The organism is Amycolatopsis sp. cg5 (genome assembly GCF_041346955.1).
Classification (GTDB): Bacteria; Actinomycetota; Actinomycetes; order Mycobacteriales; family Pseudonocardiaceae; genus Amycolatopsis.
Genome location: NZ_CP166849.1, coordinates 3,961,538 through 3,978,695, shown reverse-complemented (window position 1 = coordinate 3,978,695; position 17,158 = coordinate 3,961,538). Strand labels below are relative to the sequence as shown.

12 protein-coding genes and 2 pseudogenes are annotated in these 17,158 nt (G+C 70.0%); 3 read left to right on the top strand and 11 right to left on the bottom strand.

Annotated elements, in window-relative coordinates; all coding sequences use genetic code 11:
- The first annotated feature begins 62 nt into the window (after positions 1–62).
- Positions 63–983: a hypothetical protein gene (locus AB5J62_RS17985; protein WP_370949368.1), complete on the top strand. Its 921-nt coding sequence runs from the start codon at positions 63–65 to the stop codon at positions 981–983.
- On the opposite strand, the gene AB5J62_RS17980 is transcribed toward AB5J62_RS17985, so the two are convergent.
- The 6 genes and pseudogenes from AB5J62_RS17980 to AB5J62_RS17955 all read right to left on the bottom strand — a co-directional run bounded on the left by AB5J62_RS17980 (position 946) and on the right by AB5J62_RS17955 (position 8,983).
- The gene (locus AB5J62_RS17980; RefSeq protein ID WP_370949367.1) at positions 946–2,235 is read right to left on the bottom strand and encodes an NAD(P)/FAD-dependent oxidoreductase; all 1,290 of its coding nucleotides are present in this window, start codon (positions 2,233–2,235) and stop codon (positions 946–948) included. The two genes, AB5J62_RS17985 and AB5J62_RS17980, sit on opposite strands and share 38 nt — an antisense overlap.
- Positions 2,236–2,366: 131 nt before the next feature.
- Positions 2,367–3,299, bottom strand: a pseudogene (locus tag AB5J62_RS17975) (protein kinase); the annotation flags it as partial.
- A gap of 282 nt (positions 3,300–3,581) precedes the next feature.
- A pseudogene (locus tag AB5J62_RS17970) lies at positions 3,582–4,874 on the bottom strand (SAV_2336 N-terminal domain-related protein); the annotation flags it as partial.
- The gene (locus tag AB5J62_RS17965; protein ID WP_370949366.1) at positions 4,871–5,905 is read right to left on the bottom strand and encodes an AAA family ATPase; all 1,035 of its coding nucleotides are present in this window, start codon (positions 5,903–5,905) and stop codon (positions 4,871–4,873) included. The gene AB5J62_RS17965 and the pseudogene AB5J62_RS17970, both read right to left, overlap by 4 nt.
- Before the next feature lie 10 nt (positions 5,906–5,915).
- A complete protein-coding gene (locus tag AB5J62_RS17960) occupies positions 5,916–7,841 on the bottom strand; it encodes a hypothetical protein (RefSeq protein ID WP_370949365.1) in 1,926 nt (641 codons plus the stop codon).
- Positions 7,838–8,983, bottom strand: a complete 1,146-nt coding sequence (locus AB5J62_RS17955; RefSeq protein ID WP_370949364.1) for a hypothetical protein — start codon at positions 8,981–8,983, stop codon at positions 7,838–7,840. Before AB5J62_RS17955 ends, AB5J62_RS17960 begins: the two co-directional genes overlap by 4 nt.
- 144 nt (positions 8,984–9,127) lie before the next feature.
- Between AB5J62_RS17955 and AB5J62_RS17950 the strand changes: the two genes are divergently transcribed.
- Positions 9,128–9,736: a ClpP family protease gene (locus AB5J62_RS17950; RefSeq protein ID WP_370949363.1), complete on the top strand. Its 609-nt coding sequence runs from the start codon at positions 9,128–9,130 to the stop codon at positions 9,734–9,736.
- The gene (locus AB5J62_RS17945; protein ID WP_370949362.1) at positions 9,733–10,323 is read left to right on the top strand and encodes a ClpP family protease; all 591 of its coding nucleotides are present in this window, start codon (positions 9,733–9,735) and stop codon (positions 10,321–10,323) included. The genes AB5J62_RS17950 and AB5J62_RS17945 overlap by 4 nt, the downstream gene beginning before the upstream one ends.
- Positions 10,324–10,325: 2 nt before the next feature.
- Here the strand turns inward: AB5J62_RS17945 and AB5J62_RS17940 are convergent, their stop codons facing one another.
- The 5 genes from AB5J62_RS17940 to AB5J62_RS17920 form a co-directional block, all read right to left on the bottom strand.
- Positions 10,326–10,655 carry a helix-turn-helix domain-containing protein gene (locus tag AB5J62_RS17940; protein WP_370949361.1) on the bottom strand — a complete coding sequence of 110 codons (330 nt, stop codon included), beginning with the start codon at positions 10,653–10,655 and terminating at the stop codon, positions 10,326–10,328.
- 44 nt (positions 10,656–10,699) lie between these two features.
- Positions 10,700–12,475 carry a murein biosynthesis integral membrane protein MurJ gene (gene murJ / locus AB5J62_RS17935; RefSeq protein WP_370949360.1) on the bottom strand — a complete coding sequence of 592 codons (1,776 nt, stop codon included), beginning with the start codon at positions 12,473–12,475 and terminating at the stop codon, positions 10,700–10,702.
- A gap of 309 nt (positions 12,476–12,784) precedes the next feature.
- The gene (locus AB5J62_RS17930; RefSeq protein ID WP_370949359.1) at positions 12,785–13,777 is read right to left on the bottom strand and encodes an SGNH/GDSL hydrolase family protein; all 993 of its coding nucleotides are present in this window, start codon (positions 13,775–13,777) and stop codon (positions 12,785–12,787) included.
- 99 nt (positions 13,778–13,876) lie between these two features.
- On the bottom strand, positions 13,877–14,983 hold the full coding sequence (locus AB5J62_RS17925) for an alpha/beta hydrolase (protein WP_370949358.1): 1,107 nt from the start codon (positions 14,981–14,983) through the stop codon (positions 13,877–13,879).
- Positions 14,983–17,157, bottom strand: a complete 2,175-nt coding sequence (locus tag AB5J62_RS17920) for a thioester reductase domain-containing protein (RefSeq protein WP_370949357.1) — start codon at positions 17,155–17,157, stop codon at positions 14,983–14,985. Before AB5J62_RS17920 ends, AB5J62_RS17925 begins: the two co-directional genes overlap by 1 nt.
- Between the last annotated feature and the right edge of the window lies 1 nt (position 17,158).

The following is a 17,158-nucleotide window of genomic DNA, read 5'->3' as shown; positions in this document are numbered from 1 at the left end:
GGAAGGGGCTCAGTATGACAGTCCATAACGGATGGGTCCAGACCACAAAGGAACGATGCCGAATGGTCAGAAGGTCACCAAAAATTCCCTTTCCGGTTAAACGACACCCCGACATCGACGAGATCGAGTCGCACACACTCGCCTGGGCCGCCCGGTTCGGCTTGGTGAGCAGCGAAGAGGCGAAACAGCGACTGGCCGCTTCCCGGTTCGGGGAATACGCGGCATTCACCTACCCCGACGCCCCCTGGCCCGAAGCCGGTATCGCGGGCGACTGGCTTACCTGGGCGTTCCTCATCGATGACCAGTACGAGGACAGAAACCTCGTGACCGAAGAGGACTGGCGTGAGATAGTCGCCGCGACAGGAGATGTCCTTTCCGGACGACCGCCCCGGTTCGAGGCGCCGCTGATCGCGGCGCTCGCGGACCTCACCGGCCGGTTGTACACGCTTTCCTCACCGGCTTGGCGAAAACGTTTCACCGAGCATTTCACCGCGATGATCACGGGTGCTTCCCGTGAAATACGACTACGCGATACTGGCGTGCCGCCAACAAAAGCGGAATACGTGGAACTGCGCCGCGACGTCGGCGCGATGCGGGTCGTCTTCGACACGATGGAAATCTGTGTCCGCACCGAACTCGGCGACGAGTCGTACCGGTACCCGGCTTATCAGGAAATCGTCACCGCCGGCGCGGACATCGTCACCTGGACCAATGACCTGCATTCCGTGACCAAGGAGGTCGAGGCGGGCATGGTCACCAACATGGTGCTCGTGCTCAGCCACCACGAAAACCTGACCTTGGCCGAGGCCGCGGACGCCACCGTCGACCTCATCGAAGGCCGCGTGTCCGACCTGCGTGCGGCCATGAGCCTGCTCCACGACGACCGGACGCTGCGCTGCGCGCGAGCGGTCTGCGACTGGGTCGCGGGCTCTGACCACTGGCACCTCAGCCGGACCGAACGCTACGGAGCATCCGGGCGATGAACGCGGGCCGTACCAGCGAAAGCGGCGGCCGGACGGCGCCGACCACCTTGATGAACTCCGTGGCCAGCACCGGATCGTGCGCGGCAGCGGCGACGAACCGGCGCACGTAACCCGCGGCCATGCTCGCGCCGGGCGGGCCGGGCACGCCGGGGATGTTGGCGTCGGAGATGACGCCGAGCCACCACGGCCCGGCCAGCGCCCTGGCGGCCGCCGCGAAGAACCCGCGGCTGCCCAGGCCCTGTCCCAGCACCCGGTCGAGAATGGTCGCCTGGGTGGCGGCGAGCAGCATTCCGTTGCCGTAGATGGGATTGACACTGCACAGCGCGTCACCGACGACGATGAGCCCTGCCGGAAACCGGGACAACGACTCGTACCGGCGGCGGCAGGTTTCCGGGAACTGGAAGACGCTCACCTCGCCGAGCGGCTCGGCGGCGCTGACCACCTCCCAGACATCGCCGGGCGCCACCGCCCGCACGTGCTCCATGAACCGGTCGGCGCCTGGCCGGTGGTCGCCGTAACCGTACACAGTGAGCAGCCACCGGCCATGCTCCTGAACGGTGAAGATCATGCCCTGCGGCCGCTCCGGCACCGGGCCGATGGCTACCATGCGATCCCCGTCGAGCACGTCGTCCGCGCACCGCAGCACGCGGCTCGCGTACGCCAGCTTCACCCTGGTCCGGTCTTCTTTCGGTGGCGCGTAACCCAGATCCTTCAACCAGCTCAGCGAACGCGGTGTCCGCCCGGTCGCGTCGACGACCAGATCGGCGGGCAGCGATTCCGTGCGGGTGCCATCACGCGCGGTCACCACGACACCGGCGATCCGGCCGGGATCGGGCGCGATCGGCGCGATCGCCTCCCAGCCCTGCCGCAGCACGACATTCGGCAGCGCGGTGACGCGTGCGCGGACGCCGTGTTCCAGCAACGGCCTGCTGGCCCAGAGCATCTCCCAGCCGATCGGCGGCCGGCACAGCTGATGCCCGTACAGCCGGACGCGGACCTCGTCGAGCAGGCCGACGCGCTGGGCGCCCGCCGCCGCGTATTCCTCGTGCAGTCCGGGAAACAGGCCTTCGAGCAGCTGCGAAGTGCGCTGCAGGACCGTGTGCGGATGCCTGCCCTGCGGCACACCCCGCCGCGGCCGGGCACCGTCGCCGGTGTCGCGCTCCACGATCGTCACCTGGTCGAAGTGTGCGGCGAGCACGCGCGCCGCCAGCAACCCGCCCATGCCGCCACCCAGCACGACCGCGTACTTCATATCATATTCTGCCTCGCCCACCCCTCCCCTGCCAGGACCGGGATAAAGCCCGCTTTACTCCCGGGGATAAAGCGGGCTTTATCCCCGGGAGTAAAGCCCGCTTTATCCCTGGGTGGGACTCAGTCTTCGCGGCGTCGGAACCAGCGGCGGCGGGGTGGCTCGGCGCGTGGCTGAACCGGCGGGCTGGGCCTGCGCGGCGGGGGCGCCATGGTTTCCGGGAGTACCTTGGGTGCCGCCGGTGATTGGCCGGAGAGCACGCGGACCAGGTCTTGGCGCATCTCGGCCGCCGTCTGGTAGCGGTTGGCGGCGTTCTTCGCGAGTGCGGTCAGCACGATCGCGTCGACGTGCGACGAGACCGCCGGGTTCACCGTGGACGGTGGCATCGGGGTTTCCCTGACGTGCTGGTAGGCCACCGCGACCGGGGAGTCCCCGATGAACGGCGGCCGCCCGGTGAGCAGTTCGTACAGCGCGCATCCGGTCGAGTAGACGTCCGAGCGGGCGTCGACGGCCTCGCCGCGCGCCTGCTCGGGCGAGAGGTACTGGGCGGTGCCGATCACAGCCGAGGTCTGGGTGAGGGTGGCCTGGCCGCTCGTCATGGCGCGGGCGATGCCGAAGTCCATCACCTTGACCGTCCCTTTCTTCGTGATCATCACGTTGCCGGGCTTCACGTCGCGGTGGACGATGCCGTGCCGGTGCGAGTAGTCCAGTGCCGCGCAGACGTCGGCCGTGAACTGCATGGCCTGTTTCTGCACCAATAGGCCTTCGGTATTGACGATCTCGCGCAGGGTCCGGCCGTCCACGTACTCCATGATGATGAACGGCCGTAGACTCGCCTCGGACCCATCCACGCCGATATCGAATACGGCGACGATCGCTGGATGGTTGAGTGCACTGACATTCTTGGCCTCACGAAGGAAGCGTTGCTGGAAAGCGGGGTCACGCGCCAAGTCGGCGTGCAGGAGCTTGATCACCACCTCGCGGCCCAGCCGGACGTCCCTCGCACGATAGATCTCCGCCGTGTGCCCCTGCGCAAGCTTGGTGCCCAGCTCGTATCGGTTCGACAGGAGCGTGGGCGTGGGAGCCGGTTCGCTCGGCGGTGGCTCAGGTGTTGGCTCGGTCGGCGGCTCTTCGACGGCCGCCACCGGAGCCACAGCAGGCGGTCCGGCGCTCACGGCGGGCGCCGCCGTCGAAGGCTGCCCGCTCAGCACCCGGTACCGGCCGCCGAGCCGCGCGAGCACATACGCGGCGACCTGAGCCGGCGAACCCGGGTACTGGTCGGCCATGTCCTGGCGTGCCTGCTCGGGGCTCGCCAGCAAGGCCGAGATGTCGAACGAGCGCCCGTAGCGCGCCGCGACGAACTCACCGGATTCCCTGACCACGGCGAGCAAATCGTCCCGATGGAGATAGTGGTTCAGGTACTCACGGACACCCGGCACGAAGTCGTAGGAGACCTCGTCCGACCGGACCAGCAGGCCGCCGAGCAGCACCTCCGCCACATGGTCGTCCTTGGCGGACGGCAGCAGCAGGTCACGGACGAACCTGATCACCGGAACGGTCAGCCAGGCCGCGGAAATCAGGCACGCCAGCCGAAACGCCTGCGGAGCGGCCACGAGACGGAACCGTTCGACCAGCTCGCGAGGACTCGGCTCGACGGGCTCCGGCTCGTGCTCCGGCGGCGGAGCCAGCAGCACGACATCAGTCCAGCCAGACGTACCCGTGACGGCACGCGCCCACGACGAAAGCCACGGCGGCGACAGCCGGACGAGTGGAATGGCGGGCTGCCGGACGAGTTCGTCGCCGCCCCTCGGCCGGATCGCCCACGCCCGATTCGGCGCGCCGGGCTCGTTCACCCAGGCCTGGCCGCGCACCGCGCGGATGCCGGTGCCCGGCCACATCCTCGGCGGCAGCATCGAACACACGGCCACCGGAGCCGACTTTCCCCATTCGGCCAGCCGTTCGTGCATACGCCCCGACCGCCAGTCGTCGCCGACGCCGTCGGTGAACAGCAGCACCGCTTCGTCGCGCAGCGGCCCGGCCAGCGCGTCGAACCGCCGGGTCCGCACCATCCGGAAGAGCCCGAGCCGTTCGGCGAGCCGCCGGAACCGGTCGATTCCCTGCTGCCACAACACCATCGACGGCGCCGGGTCGACGACGATCGACAGGCTCAGCCACCGTTCGAGACCGGGCCGCAGCACCGGGCTCCACAGGCCCTCCTCCGCGATCTGGGTGATGGTCGCGGATTCGTCGAGCTCGAAGCTGGTGCGGGACGGCACCCGGCGGCCGAACGGCCGCAGCGCGCGGGCGAGTTCGATCTGGCCCGCGTGCCCGCCGCCGACGAGCGGGACCAGCGCGGCGCCGCGCACCCGGTCCGAGCCGCCGCCGATGGCGCCGACCGCGTACAACTCCCCCGGCTGCTCGCCGCCGGACCACGACCGGCCGTCACCGGCCGGAGCCGATCCGGTGGCCGCCTCTTCGCCCGCGGGCTCCGAGGTGACGACCGCGACCACGTCCGGCAGCACGACCTCGCCCGTCGGCGGCGGCACCGCGAGATGATCGGCCAGCCACAGCGCGTCCCGCAGCTCCTCCGGGGTGGGATCCAGCCCGGCACCGGCGAGTACGCGCAGTACGTCGTCGATCATTCGGATTCGGTGGCGGCCAGCGGACGGAGCACGGCCTCGACCATGCTGTCGAAGGACTCGTCGTCCCGTGAACCGGATGTCGCCAGATAGACCGCGTTCAGCAGCTGATCCGTCGTCAGTTCGGCCCGCTCGCGCCGTTGCAGGAACTCCGCGACATGCCGCTGCGCGTTCCGTGCCGCCTCCGCGCCGAAATGCGCCTCGACGATCGAACTCAGCTGCCGCGCGGTCGGCGGCCGCATGTCCAGCCGCAGGCAGCGGCGCAGGAACGCGGGCGGGAACTCCCGTTCGCCGTTGCTGGTGAGCACCACGAACGGGAACGCCCGGCATTCCACCCGGCCGCGCGTGATCGCGGCCCGCGCGCCCCGGTCGGCGCTCATCACGTCCACCACTTCGACCTCGCGCGGCAGCCTGCTCAGCTCGTCGATCTCGAACTCGCCTTCCTCGAAGACGTTCAGCAGATCGTTCGGCAGGTCGATGTCGCTCTTGTCGATCTCGTCGATGAGCAGCACCCGTGGCCGGTCGTACGGCAGCAGCGCGGTGCCGAGCGGGCCGAGCCGCAGATGCTGGCCGATGTCCTCGGCGATCGTGTCCTCACCCGAATCGCCGTCGCGCCGCCGCAGCTGACGCAGGTTCTCCTCGCGCAGCCGGCCGATCGGGTCGTAGCGGTAGAGCCCGTCCTGCAGCGTCGACCGGCTGGTGATCGGCCAGCGCAGCACCGGCCCCAGCTTCAGCTCCTTCGCGACCGTGTACGCCAGCGTCGACTTCCCGGTGCCCGGCCTGCCGGTGATCAGCAACGGCCTGCGCAGGTACAGCGCCGCGTTGACCATCTTCACCTCGTCGGGGCCTGCGATCGGCGCCCGGTGCTCCTCGCCGAGCCTGCGCGCCGTGCCGAGGTCCGGCGCGGCGTCCGCGCTCGCCGGATGCGCGACGACCGGCCCGCCGCTGAACGAGCGCCAGTTCGGCGGGGACGGGAGCCGGTCGACGCCGTCATGGGGAACACCGGTTCCCTGGTAGATCGGCCAGTTGGTCATCACGTACCTCTCACGCCGGTGGTCGCCAGCATTGTCGGGGAGCGGCCCGGTCCGGGTCGGCCCACAGCAGCACGACGTCACGGCCGGGATGGTCGACCGGCGCGTCGGGATGCCGCGCGGCGAGGCGTTGCTGGTGCACGACGTCCGGCAGGTCGTCCAGCCGCCTGCCGCGCAGGATCCGTCGCAGTGGCGCGGGATCCGAGCCCCGGATGTCGAGCGCGCGGTGCCACAGCACGACCGGGACGCCGGCCTCCGCCAACGCGGCGAGCGCGGCCGCCAGCGAGTCCGGAGTGGACTTCCGGCCCTGGCCAAGACCGAGGCACAGCAACGGCCGCAGCACCTCGGGCTCGGCCGCGGTCGTGTCGAGGAAGCCGACCGTGCGCGGTTCGGCGGGCCCGGCCGCGAATTCCGCCCATTTCCGTTTCGTCACCGAGACCGACACCGGCCCTGCCTGGTGATCCGGTGGCCGGACGACGACCGGGCACAGCGCCCCGACGGCGTAGTCGCCCGCGGACAGGTCCACCTCGAGTTTTTCGACCGCGGTGTCCAGCATGGCGAAGGGCATCCGGAACTCGATCACCGGCGTGTAGCCGCCGACCGCGACGATCTCGCGCAGCGCCCGGCCCAGATGCGCGCCGATCTCCTGCCAGCTCCACGGTTCGTCGCCGGCCGCGGTCTGCCAGCCGTCGCCGTCGGAGTACGACCACGCGGTCACGTCGAAGCCCGTGCCGAGCAGCGCGGGCTCGACGTTCAGCAGCAATGTCGTCCTGCGTAAGCGATTCTCCAGCTCGGTCAGCACGCCAAGGTCGACGGACCACTGCGGCGCGGTTGCCCGCATCCATTCCCAAAGCCGTTTCCTGGTCACGAGATCGGGCCCGCTCGCGACCCGCACCAGGAACTCGAACAGCGGCGCGGGGTTGATCGCCCCGCGCAACGCTTCGACCGCCAGCCACAGATCGTCGGGGCACGGCGGCATGCCCAGCACGTTGCGCGTCGCGTCCCGGTAGATGGCCGCGAGATCGTCCGGCGCCATCGCGCCGTCGAGGATCGTGCGCAGCCGCGCGGCCTCGTCGTAGCCCAGCAGCAGGCAGCCGGCCGCGGCCGAAGTCGCCCGCCGGTCGACCGGGTCCGCGACGAAGACCAGCCGGTCGTCGGCCTGCTGCGACCGGAACCACAGATGACTGGGCACCTGCCGGGTCCGGCCCTGCGCGCGCAGCCGCTGGAACCGTTCGTTGACGCGATCGCGGACCAGCACCGGATCCGGCGGCCACATCCCGCGCGGGATCTCCTCGATCGCGCGGCGCACGGCGTCGGAGAAGAGCCCGGTGCGGTGCGCGGTGTCGTTGACCGCGATCTGCCCTGGGCTCGCCGCGAACAGCACGTACTGCTCACGCTCGGGTTCGATCCGGCCTTCGGCGAACCGCTCGTCCGGCAGCGACATCGCCCAGCCCTGGCCCTGCACCAAGGTCGTGCACGCGTCGACCAGCACCCACTGGCGGCGGTGCCGGGCATAGGCGCTCGACCGCAGCGCGGCGAGCAGCGAGCCCAGATTGAGGTTGCGCTTGTCGCGTTCGGTGGCGTCGGCGTAGATCAGCCGCCGGAAGTCGCCGTCGTCGACGACACCGTGCCCGCCCCAGTACACGATCAGCAGCTCGCTGGACGTGCCGAACAACCCGGTGGTCAAGACCTCGCGCACGGAAGCCTGATCGGCCCCGACGGTCCGGAAGCTCGCGGCCCGCCGCCGTACCTCGGCGGCGTTCTCGGGGAGCGGCGCGAGCAGCAGGTCGATGTTCGCGACCGGAACGCCACGGGAGACCAGCCAATGCGCGAACCGGCAGGCGTCGAGCGCGGGGCCGGACAGCCGCCAGTCCGGGCCCGCGGCGTACTGCTCGATCCCCACCACCACGGCGCGGGTGTTCGAGGGCGAAAGGATCACGGCAGCACCTTGTCGAGCAACGCGTAGAAGTCCCGGTTGCCGAAGTACGCGCTGTGCGATCGCGGGAAGCCGATGCGATTGTCGATGACGTGATCGGTCACCCGCCCGGGAAAGACACGGGAGCCAGCGAAACCGAGCAGATCACGCTCGTCGTAGATGTTCGCCCAAGCAGGCACGTGGTCCGGCAGCGGACGCCCGAATCCCAGCGAGGGCAACGCGTTCAGCTCGTACAGCAGTGGCGCCTGCGACCCGACCGTCACGAGCAGCTCGACCGGCGGCAGCGCGGCGGACACGAGCAGGTCGACGCTCGCGATGCCGCCGAGACTGTGCGCGAGCAGGATGACCGGCGGGTCGGCGACCGCGCGCACGGCCCGCCCGACGAAGTCCCGGATCCCCTGTCCCCGCGCCACGTACTTGAGCACGTCGCCGGACGCGGGCGCGGAGGCGCTGGTGAGCACCGCGCGCCTGCGCTCCAACGGTTTCGTCAGCCCGCTGCGCAGCACGAAATCCAGCGCCTTGCTCTTGAGCGACCGTTCCGCATCCCCCAGCCGGTCGGCGATCCCGTCCACCAGCGCCGACCGGGTGCGGCCGTCGATCGGCAATTGGCCGCCGAGGTCCCGTTCCGCGCGGACCAGCGTCTCGGCGATGATCGCCCGCGCGAGCACCGGCGGCGGGACCACGTCGGCGGTCGCGAAGGCTTCGCTGGCGAGCACCGCGTCGACCGCGTCAGCGAAACTTCCATTGAGATTCGCGTCGGCCAGTATCTTTTCGAGCTGCCGGTCGGCCGCGAGTTCGCCAGCCGCGATGGCGAGTCGACGCGCCTGCGGCACCGCGTTCGGCGGCAGTTCGGCCATTCGGCGCTCCGCCGTGGCCGCCATTCGGAGTTCGACGAGCGGGTCGCGATCGAGCAAGTCCCACAACGCTTCGTCGTCCACCTCGTCGGTGATCGCGCGTCCGGAGTCCTGCCCAGGTATCGAGACACCGCCCGCACCCAGCGAAGATCCGTGCTCGCCGCCCCAATAGGAGCGTTCGACCGCGAACCGGCCGCGGATACCGGCGATCCCGCGAGCCACCTTCTCGAAGGTCAGGTCGTACGCGGGTTGCCGGACGCCGGTGCCGTGCACGAACAGGACTGTGGTCAAGGCGGCGGCTCCGGCGTCGACGGCAGGTTCGTGTACTAGTCGGGCCCGCCGCCCACCTCGTTACGCCGCCCCGCTGCTGAGAGCAGATCTGCCCCCGGCAGAGAAACGAGCGGGCGACCGCGGTGCCTCGGCACGCTCGAAAACATGAGCAACGAAGAAAAACAGCCGATGTTCGATCACCGGCTACGCGAACGGTTCTTCAGCAAGCGCGTGCTGGTGCTCGACGGCGCGCTCGACGACGACAACGGCACCGTCCTGATCACCCAGATGCTGTCGCTGGCCAGCGACGATCCGGACAAGGACATCGCGCTGTGGATCCACTCGCCGGGCGGCTCGGTGCCGTCGATGCTCGCCATCCGCGACGTGATGCGGCTCGTGCCGTGTGACGTGGCCACGCTCGCGCTCGGGCTGGCGTGCAGCGCCGGCCAGTTCCTGCTGTCCGCGGGCACACCGGGAAAGCGGTACGCGTTGCCGCACGCCAGGGTGCTGATGCACCAGGGCTCGGCGGGGATCGGCGGTTCGGCCGTCGAGGTCGAGGTGCAGGCGGACAGCCTGCGCCACACCAGGGACACCGTGCTCGGGATCATCGCGGCCGACACCGGCCAGCCGATCGAGCGGATCTTCACCGACTCGCTGCACGATCGCTGGTTCACCACCGCGCAGGCACTCGAGTACGGGTTCATCGATCACGTCGTCGACGATCTCGCCCAGGTCGTTCCCGTCCGCAGCCACAAGATGGGAGTCGGCGCGTGAGCACCTACACCATTCCCAACGTCATCACCCGCGGTCCCGGCGGCGAGCGGATCATGGACGTCTACTCGCACCTGCTGTCCTCGCGGATCGTCTATCTCGGCACCGCCATCGACTCCGGCGTGGCGAACGCGCTGATCGCGCAGCTGCTGCACCTCGAATCGGACAACCCCGAGCAGGAGATCAACCTCTACATCAACTCCGAGGGCGGCGACCCGGCCGCGACGCTGGCGCTGTACGACACGATGACCTACATCAAGGCGCCGGTCGCGACGACCTGCGTCGGCCAGGCCGTCGCGGCGGGCGCGGTGCTGCTGGCCGCGGGGGCACCTGGCCGGCGTGCCGTGCTCCGGCACACGCGCGTGGTGCTGCACCAGCCCGCGGCCGAAGGGCGTGGCACGATCCCCGACCTGATCCTGCAGGCGGACGAGATCGTCCGGGTCCGCACGCAGCTCGAGGAAATCCTTTCCGCGCACACCGGACGCACGGTCGCCGATCTGCGGCACGACACCGATCGCGACCGAGTGTTCGACGCTGCCGGTGCGGTCGCCTACGGGCTGGCGGACCACGTGCTCGACCACCGCGAGTGACCTCAGGCGGCCATGAGCACGGGGCCCTCGGGGCGACCCGCCGGCCTCGTGCCCAGCCGCTGCCGCACGTCACCCGCGATGTCCACCAGCAGATCGGCCAGCCCGACACCGAGCGCGCCGGCCACCGCGGCGATCATCTCACTCGACGGTTCCTTGCGGCCCCGTTCGATTTCGGACAGGTACTGCGGCGAGATGCCCGCGCGCTCGGCGATGTCGACGAGGCGGTCACCCTGTTCTTCCCTGGTCGCGCGCAGGTTGCGGCCGAGCGCCTCGCGCCACAGCGGTTCGGGCTCCGGCGCGCGCTTCGGGTGGAAGGGAAGGATGTCCGCCATATCGTCATCGTGACAGCGATCAGCGCGCCCGGACGCCGATTCCGCTATCGGCGGAACGCGCGCCACAATCCGGTGATCCGCCGGGCGACCGGGTCGAACTCGGGGATCTTCAAGACGGCCAACAGTCCAAAAGAGACGATGACACCGACGGCGCCCTCGATCGGCAGCCGGACCCACGCCCGCACCGACGGCCCGAGCGAGGCAGGCACGAGCAACCCGGCACCGACCGCGGCGAGCGCGCCCAGCGCGCTGACCGCCGCCGTGATCACGATGACGCGCAGCGCGCGACGGCTGCGCAGGTGCCCGATGCGGGCCCACAGCCAGACCTGCCCGACGATCGCGCCGACCACGAACGTCGCGCCGTTGATCAGCATCGCGCCGAGCGCGAGCTGGTCGCGGTCGAGCAGTGCCTGGCACAGGAACAGCAGCGGGATCTTCACCGCGGTCATCACGATCATGATCAGCGTCGGCGTCCGCGCGTCCTTCAGCGCGTAGAACACCCGCAGCTGCAACAAGGTCATCGCGTACGGCAGCAGCCCGAGCGCGGAGATCGCCAGCGTCTGCCCGAGCCGGTCGGCGTCCGCAAGCGTGCCCTTGCCCATGGTGAAGATCGCGATCCCGATCGGCGTCCCGATCACCGCGAGCACGGCGGAACACGGCACCAGCAGCACGGTCGACAACCGCGCCGCGTACGACAGGTCCCCCACCAGGTTCGGGATGTCACCGTCGGCGGCGGCCCGGCTCATCCTCGGCATGAACGCGGTCAGCAGCGAGACGCCGATGATGCCGTACGGCAGCTGGAACAGCAGCCACGCGTAGGTGTACGCGGTCACCCCGCCCGCGGTCCCGCTGGTCAGCACATGCGTGTTGACCAGCAGTCCCGCCTGCCCGACCGCGACGTATCCCAGGATCCAGGCGGCCAGCTTCCCGAACTCCTTCAGCCGCGGATCGACACCCCAGCGCCATGTGAACCGGAACCCGCTGCGCAGCAACGGCGGGATCAGCGCCAGCGCCTGCACGACGATCCCCAGCGTCACCCCGAGCCCGAGCACCAGCAGTTTCGTGTCACCCATCCGGACGGGATCGAGCGAGATCTCCCCCGGCACCAGGTAGAACACGGCCAGCGCGACGAGCACGACCAGGTTGTTCAGCACCGGCGCCCACGCCGGCGGCCCGAACACGTTCTTCGCGTTCAGCACCGCCGAGAGCAGCGCGAACAGCCCGTAGAACAGGATCTGCGGCAGCAGCAGGTAGCCGAGCGCGGTCACCAGCGCCGGATTGGCGTCCGGCGACGACCGGTCGACATACAGCGCGGTGAACAGCGGCGCGGCCGCGACGGCCACCGCGGTCCCGAGCGCCAGCACGACCATCGCCATCGAGATCAGCCGCTGCGCGTACGCCTCGCCGCCGTCCTCGTCATCGTGCGACCGCACCAGCAACGGGATGACCACACTGGACAGCACCCCGCCGAGCAGCAGCTCGAACACCATGTTCGGCAGGTTGTTCGCGACGTTGAACGCGTCGTTGACCACCCCGGTCCCGATCACCGCGGCCAGCGCCAGCTTCCACCCGAACCCGGTCAGCCTGCTGATCACCGCGGCGACCGCCAGCCGCCCACTCGACTGCGCGAGCGACCGCGGCTCCTCGATCGGCGACGGAGGCGGCGGCCGGACCGCCACCTGCACCGCGATCTGCGCATACGTCCGCGGCACGTCGGGATCACGGGTCGGCCAGTGGGCGCCGGCGGGCAGCCTGGGATCGAACGCGATGTACGCCGTCGCCTCATCGGCTCCGGCAGGCCTTCGATCGTCGTCGGGCATGCCCAGATCCTGCCACCCCCCAGCGCCCACGACCGGTATCGCCGCCCCGGTCGACCGAGCCGTCAACACCGGAGCGCAGTGAGGGTGCCCCTGAGTGCTTCCCACGCGCCGAGGGGTCCCCTCGCTTCACAAGCCAGCCGGGGATAAAGCCCGCTAAACTCCCGCCTCTTCAAACCTGGCGTGTCCGCGGGGCGGCTGAGGGCGGCCCCCACTCGGGCCCGGAGGCCCGGCGCGGAGGAGCCGTCAAGACCGAGGTCGTGAGTGGTACGGCCGGTTCTAACCGGTCTAAACGCTCACGACCCCCGCCATTCAGAAGGCAGGGACCAGGTCGGCTCGGGAGGCGACGGTCGCCGGGTCGAGTGAGCCGGGGGCCGGCTGCTTGAGCGGGGCGTGGACATCGCGTTCCGCGGGCGCGGACGTCTTGCCGGTCAAGGCGTTGAAGATCAGGTTGGCGACGGCCTGCATGCCCGCCTGCACCGGGTGATAGGCGACGGCCTTCGTCAGGTTCGTGTACTGCCCGTTGACCCAGGCCGCACTGCCCGCGCAGGCGTCGTGGCCGAGCGACGGGCCGTAGGTGTCGACGTAGAGGGCGCCGGTTCGCTTGGCTGCCTTGGCGATGGCGCCGTTCAGTGCGCGCTCGACGGCGTCGGCCCAGCGGTAGTCGCCGTCGGCGAAGGGGATCTGGTCCGGGCAGTAGCCGGTCGGCGGCACCAGGCGCGGGTAGCCGACGAGCACGATCTTCGCGCCGGGTGAGTGCGCGCGGGCGCCCTTGACGACGTTCTCGAGGTTGCGCTGGGTGTTGAGGGTGGCGGCGGTGAGGGTGTCGACGCCGTTGATCGTGAAGTGGTCGCGGCACGGCGCGCCCGTCGGGTCGGTGTCGCGGAGGCCGGGGCAGGTGCCGATGAGTGAGCCGAACACGCTGTAGTCGTTGCCGCCGATGCCGATGGTGATCAGGTCGGTGTCGAGGGTCAGCGCGTCGAACTGCGGGTACTCCCAGGTCAGCGGGATGGACGCGCTGGGCACGGTCTGCCGCTCGGTCATGTTAGTCGTGTCGGCCGACGAGCAGCTGACGTCGTTGAACGCGCCCGAGGTGTAGTAGATGTCCAGCTTCGTGGCGAGCCAGGACGGGTAGTTGTTGTTCGAGCGGAAGCACCAGCTCGCGCTCTGCCACGGGATCAGCGGGCCGGCGGTGAACGAGTCGCCGAGTGCGACGTAGCGCTGGAAGGTCGGGGCCGCCAGCGCCGGTTCGCTGAGCACTCCGAGACCGATCATGACGGCCAATACGATCCGTGACAGCTTCATGCGACCTCTTCGTCTCGGAAGCGGAACGCCAGGATCATGAATCCTATTCACGTTCAGGTCAAGAGATCACCACTGGCGTATCCCCCTGCCGGGTGAGCCTCAGGCTTTGTCGAGGAAGTCGATGATGTGGCCGAACACGTCCAGCGCGGCACCTCGGCCGATGAGCGTGTCCAGGTGCCCGTAGCCGGGAATCTCCATATAAGACACATCGAGCTGGGGTTGGCGGTTGGCCAGCACGTCCCGGCACACCTTCTGCGAGTCCTGCCAGAGCCCGTTCTCCGAACCCGCCAGCAGCAGCACCCGGGTGTCGATGCGGCCCGCCGCGTCGAGCGCGCTGAGAGGGAGCTCTCGATACCGATGGTCGGTGTCGTTCCAGCGGACCACGCTGCCAGCCAACGCCATCCGGCGCAGGTGCGGCAGTATCCACAGTGGAGCGGGGCCGAACAGGTCGGCGAGCCGATCGTGCGTCGACTCCGACAAATTCTCGTGCACGAACAGCGAAATCCCCATGCCCCAAGCCGAATTGTGCAGGATCTGGCAGGTCGGGTCGGGACACTGGGCCTTGCGCGCGGCCAGCGCGAACAGGGGCGTGTACTTCGACCACAGGCCGACCTTGCGGAAGTCGACCGGGATGTGGTCGAAGCGGTTCTTCATCAACTCCCCCGCCACCGTCATCCGCCGTGACATCCGGCCGGGCAGCCGGGGCGTCAGGAACACGCCCTGCGACACCACGCCCGCCAGGTCCGGGACCAGGCCCGCGGTCATGCTCATCGACAGCGCGATCGAGCCGATGCAGTGCGCGACCGCGAACAGCGGGCGGTCGCCGATGCGGCCGCGGATGTAGGAGACGGCGGCCGGGATGTCGTGCAGCGCGACGTCGTCGTAGGTGTAGCGCCGCCCGGTTTCGTTGTACGGCAGGCGGCAGCTGCCGCGCCAGTCCAGCAGCCACGGCTCGTAGCCGTTGTCGACGAGCACGTCGACCAGGTTGCGGATCTCCGGCACGAGGAACATGTCGGCGGACGCGGTGTGGCCGTGCAGGAGCAGGACCGCGGGCCGGTCGGTGGACCCGGTGTCGACGCGGGTGAGGCCGAGCCGGACGCCGTCGGGCGCGTGGAACCGGATCTCTTCGACGGCCGCGAGGCGGTGCCGGAGCGGGCGGAGTGCCGCGTCGGTCCTGACCCGGCGCAGCTTGCGGGTCTTGGTCATCAGTACTCCTCGGTGACTCGGGCGCGGCGGAGGTCGAGCAGGTCCGCGGCGGCGCGGGCGAACGGCGGCAGCAGGCCGCGGCCCATTTCCATGCCGAACCACGCGAGCCACGTCAGCTTGGCGGCCCGCCGCTCGCGTTCGGTGAGCTTCGGGTTGACCTCGATGCCGTCGATCTGGTCGCGGACATACGATTCGCGCGGCACGACGACCTCGCCGGTGAAGCTCGCCTCGGCGCCTTCGCGGCCGATCTCGACCGTGAGCGTCGTGCATTGCCGCCACACGTTCCAGTGCACGTGCGAGTACTTGTGCCCCTCCAGCCACCACTTGCCGTCGTCCGCGTCGAGCAGGCGCAATCGGTAGCGCAGCAACGGATGTTTCGAGCCGTGCCGTCGCGGGATGCCCTCGTCGGGACGGACCCAGAGATCACCGCTCTCGACGGTCAACGGTCCCGTGTGGACAGCCGAACAGCGCACCTCGCCGGTCACGTCGACACGGCGTTCCCGCACCAGCTGGTACATGCTCGCGATCGACAACGTCAGCGCCATCGAGCACGGCGCGTCGCCGACCGACCCTTCCGTGGTCTCCGAGAACCACAGGTACGGCTCGTCGTCCTTGTGCGGCAGCCTGGCGAGGCCGGCGTCGGCCAGCTCCTCGAACGCCTTGAGCTGATCTTGTCCACTGTAGACGGTGGCAGGCGGCAGTTCGAGCGCTTCGACGAACGCGTTGGTCCGGTCGGCGCGGGCCGCCGGGCCTTTCAACGTCGCCTCGCACAGCTTCAGGGCCGTCGGGCTTCGCAGCACCCTGGTCATGAACGCCAGCTCGGGGATCGGCTCGGCTTCGAGGCGGGCCAGCGTCTCGACGCGCCACTCGTCCCAGTCCTGGACGCGCAGGTGCATGCCGCTCAGCGCCATGTCGCCGACGACGTCGTCGAGCGTGGCGGGGATGCCGGTGAGGTTGTAGTCGAAGCCCCACGCGTCGGGCTCGCACACGACGGCCGCCGCGACGCGGCTGACCCAGTCGACCGGCGCCGCGTTGAGATACCGGAAGCCGGGCACGGTGCGGTACCGGGCGAAGATCGACAGCAGCCCGCTGCTGAGGTCCTGCGGGTTGTGCGCGCCGGTCTTGGTGTGGCCGCCGATGCCGCCAGGCCGCAACGCGGTGACCACCAGGCCGTGGTCGCGGGCCCGGCGCAGCGCGACCTCGGCCGTCCACTTGGTCTGGTCGTAGCCGGAGATCAGCCGGTCGGCGTGCGCGAGCGGGTCGTCCTCGCCCATGGCGGTGATGCCGACCTCGTTGAACACCGCGATCGACGAGATGTGGTGCAGCGGCTTGGGCCGCCCGGTGGCCGCGAACTCGGCCAGTGTCAGCGCGCCGAGCACGTTGGCCGACCGCAGCGACTGGTAGCCGCGCAGGAAGTCGACGGCCGCGGCCACCCCGACCACACTGTCCACTTCGGACGCGAGCGCGAACCAGCGTTCCTCGGTCAGGCCGAGCCGAGGCTCGCGGATGTCGCCGGGCAGGACGGTCACCCGGCGCCGCAGTTCCGACGACCAAGGCAGCCGGAAACTCCGCAACGCGTCGCCGAGGCGTGCGACAGCCGACTCCTCGTCGGCCGCGCGGACCACGCAGTACACGTGCGCGTCGCTGTGCCGGAGCAGGTCCAGCAGCATGTGGCTGCCCAGGAACCCGGTCGCCCCGGTGAGCAGGATTCGCCGGGGTGGCAACGGTTCCGGCACGTCGATGAACGGAAGCCGGTCCGCCAGCGCCAGATCGGCGAGTATCTGGTCGAGGTCCTCCGCGCGGGCCTTGATGTGGTCGGGCTCGACCCCGGCGCGCTCCGACCAGCGCCGGGCGAGACTGATCGGCCTGGCGTCGGCGAACACCTCGTCGAGGTCGAACTCGATGCCCAGCTCGGCTTCCAGCTCCGCGACGAGGTCGACGGCCTGCAACGACGTCCCGCCGGCGTTGAAGAAGTCGGCGTCCGTTGCGAGCTCTCCCTCGGGCAGATACCGGCCTGCCGCGGCCGCGATGGCGGCGGCGACACCGTCGACGTCACGCGGGAACGCCACCGAGCTCGGTGCCGCGGCCACCCCCGTCACGCTGGCGAGCAGGTCGTCGACGCTGAGGCCGCCGCCGCGCTCGATGGACTCGGCCGTCGCCCGCTGCTCGCTCATG

Bases quoted from the DNA above. Each gene is read 5' to 3' on its own strand.
- AB5J62_RS17920 (WP_370949357.1), bottom strand. From the start codon at position 17,157: ATGAGCGAGCAGCGGGCGACGGCCGAGTCCATCGAGCGCGGCGGCGGC.
- AB5J62_RS17985 (WP_370949368.1), top strand. From the start codon at position 63: ATGGTCAGAAGGTCACCAAAAATTCCCTTTCCGGTTAAACGACACCCC.
- murJ (WP_370949360.1), bottom strand. From the start codon at position 12,475: ATGCCCGACGACGATCGAAGGCCTGCCGGAGCCGATGAGGCGACGGCG.
- AB5J62_RS17925 (WP_370949358.1), bottom strand. From the start codon at position 14,983: ATGACCAAGACCCGCAAGCTGCGCCGGGTCAGGACCGACGCGGCACTC.
- AB5J62_RS17950 (WP_370949363.1), top strand. From the start codon at position 9,128: ATGAGCAACGAAGAAAAACAGCCGATGTTCGATCACCGGCTACGCGAA.
- AB5J62_RS17930 (WP_370949359.1), bottom strand. From the start codon at position 13,777: ATGAAGCTGTCACGGATCGTATTGGCCGTCATGATCGGTCTCGGAGTG.
- AB5J62_RS17965 (WP_370949366.1), bottom strand. From the start codon at position 5,905: ATGACCAACTGGCCGATCTACCAGGGAACCGGTGTTCCCCATGACGGC.
- AB5J62_RS17940 (WP_370949361.1), bottom strand. From the start codon at position 10,655: ATGGCGGACATCCTTCCCTTCCACCCGAAGCGCGCGCCGGAGCCCGAA.
- AB5J62_RS17980 (WP_370949367.1), bottom strand. From the start codon at position 2,235: ATGAAGTACGCGGTCGTGCTGGGTGGCGGCATGGGCGGGTTGCTGGCG.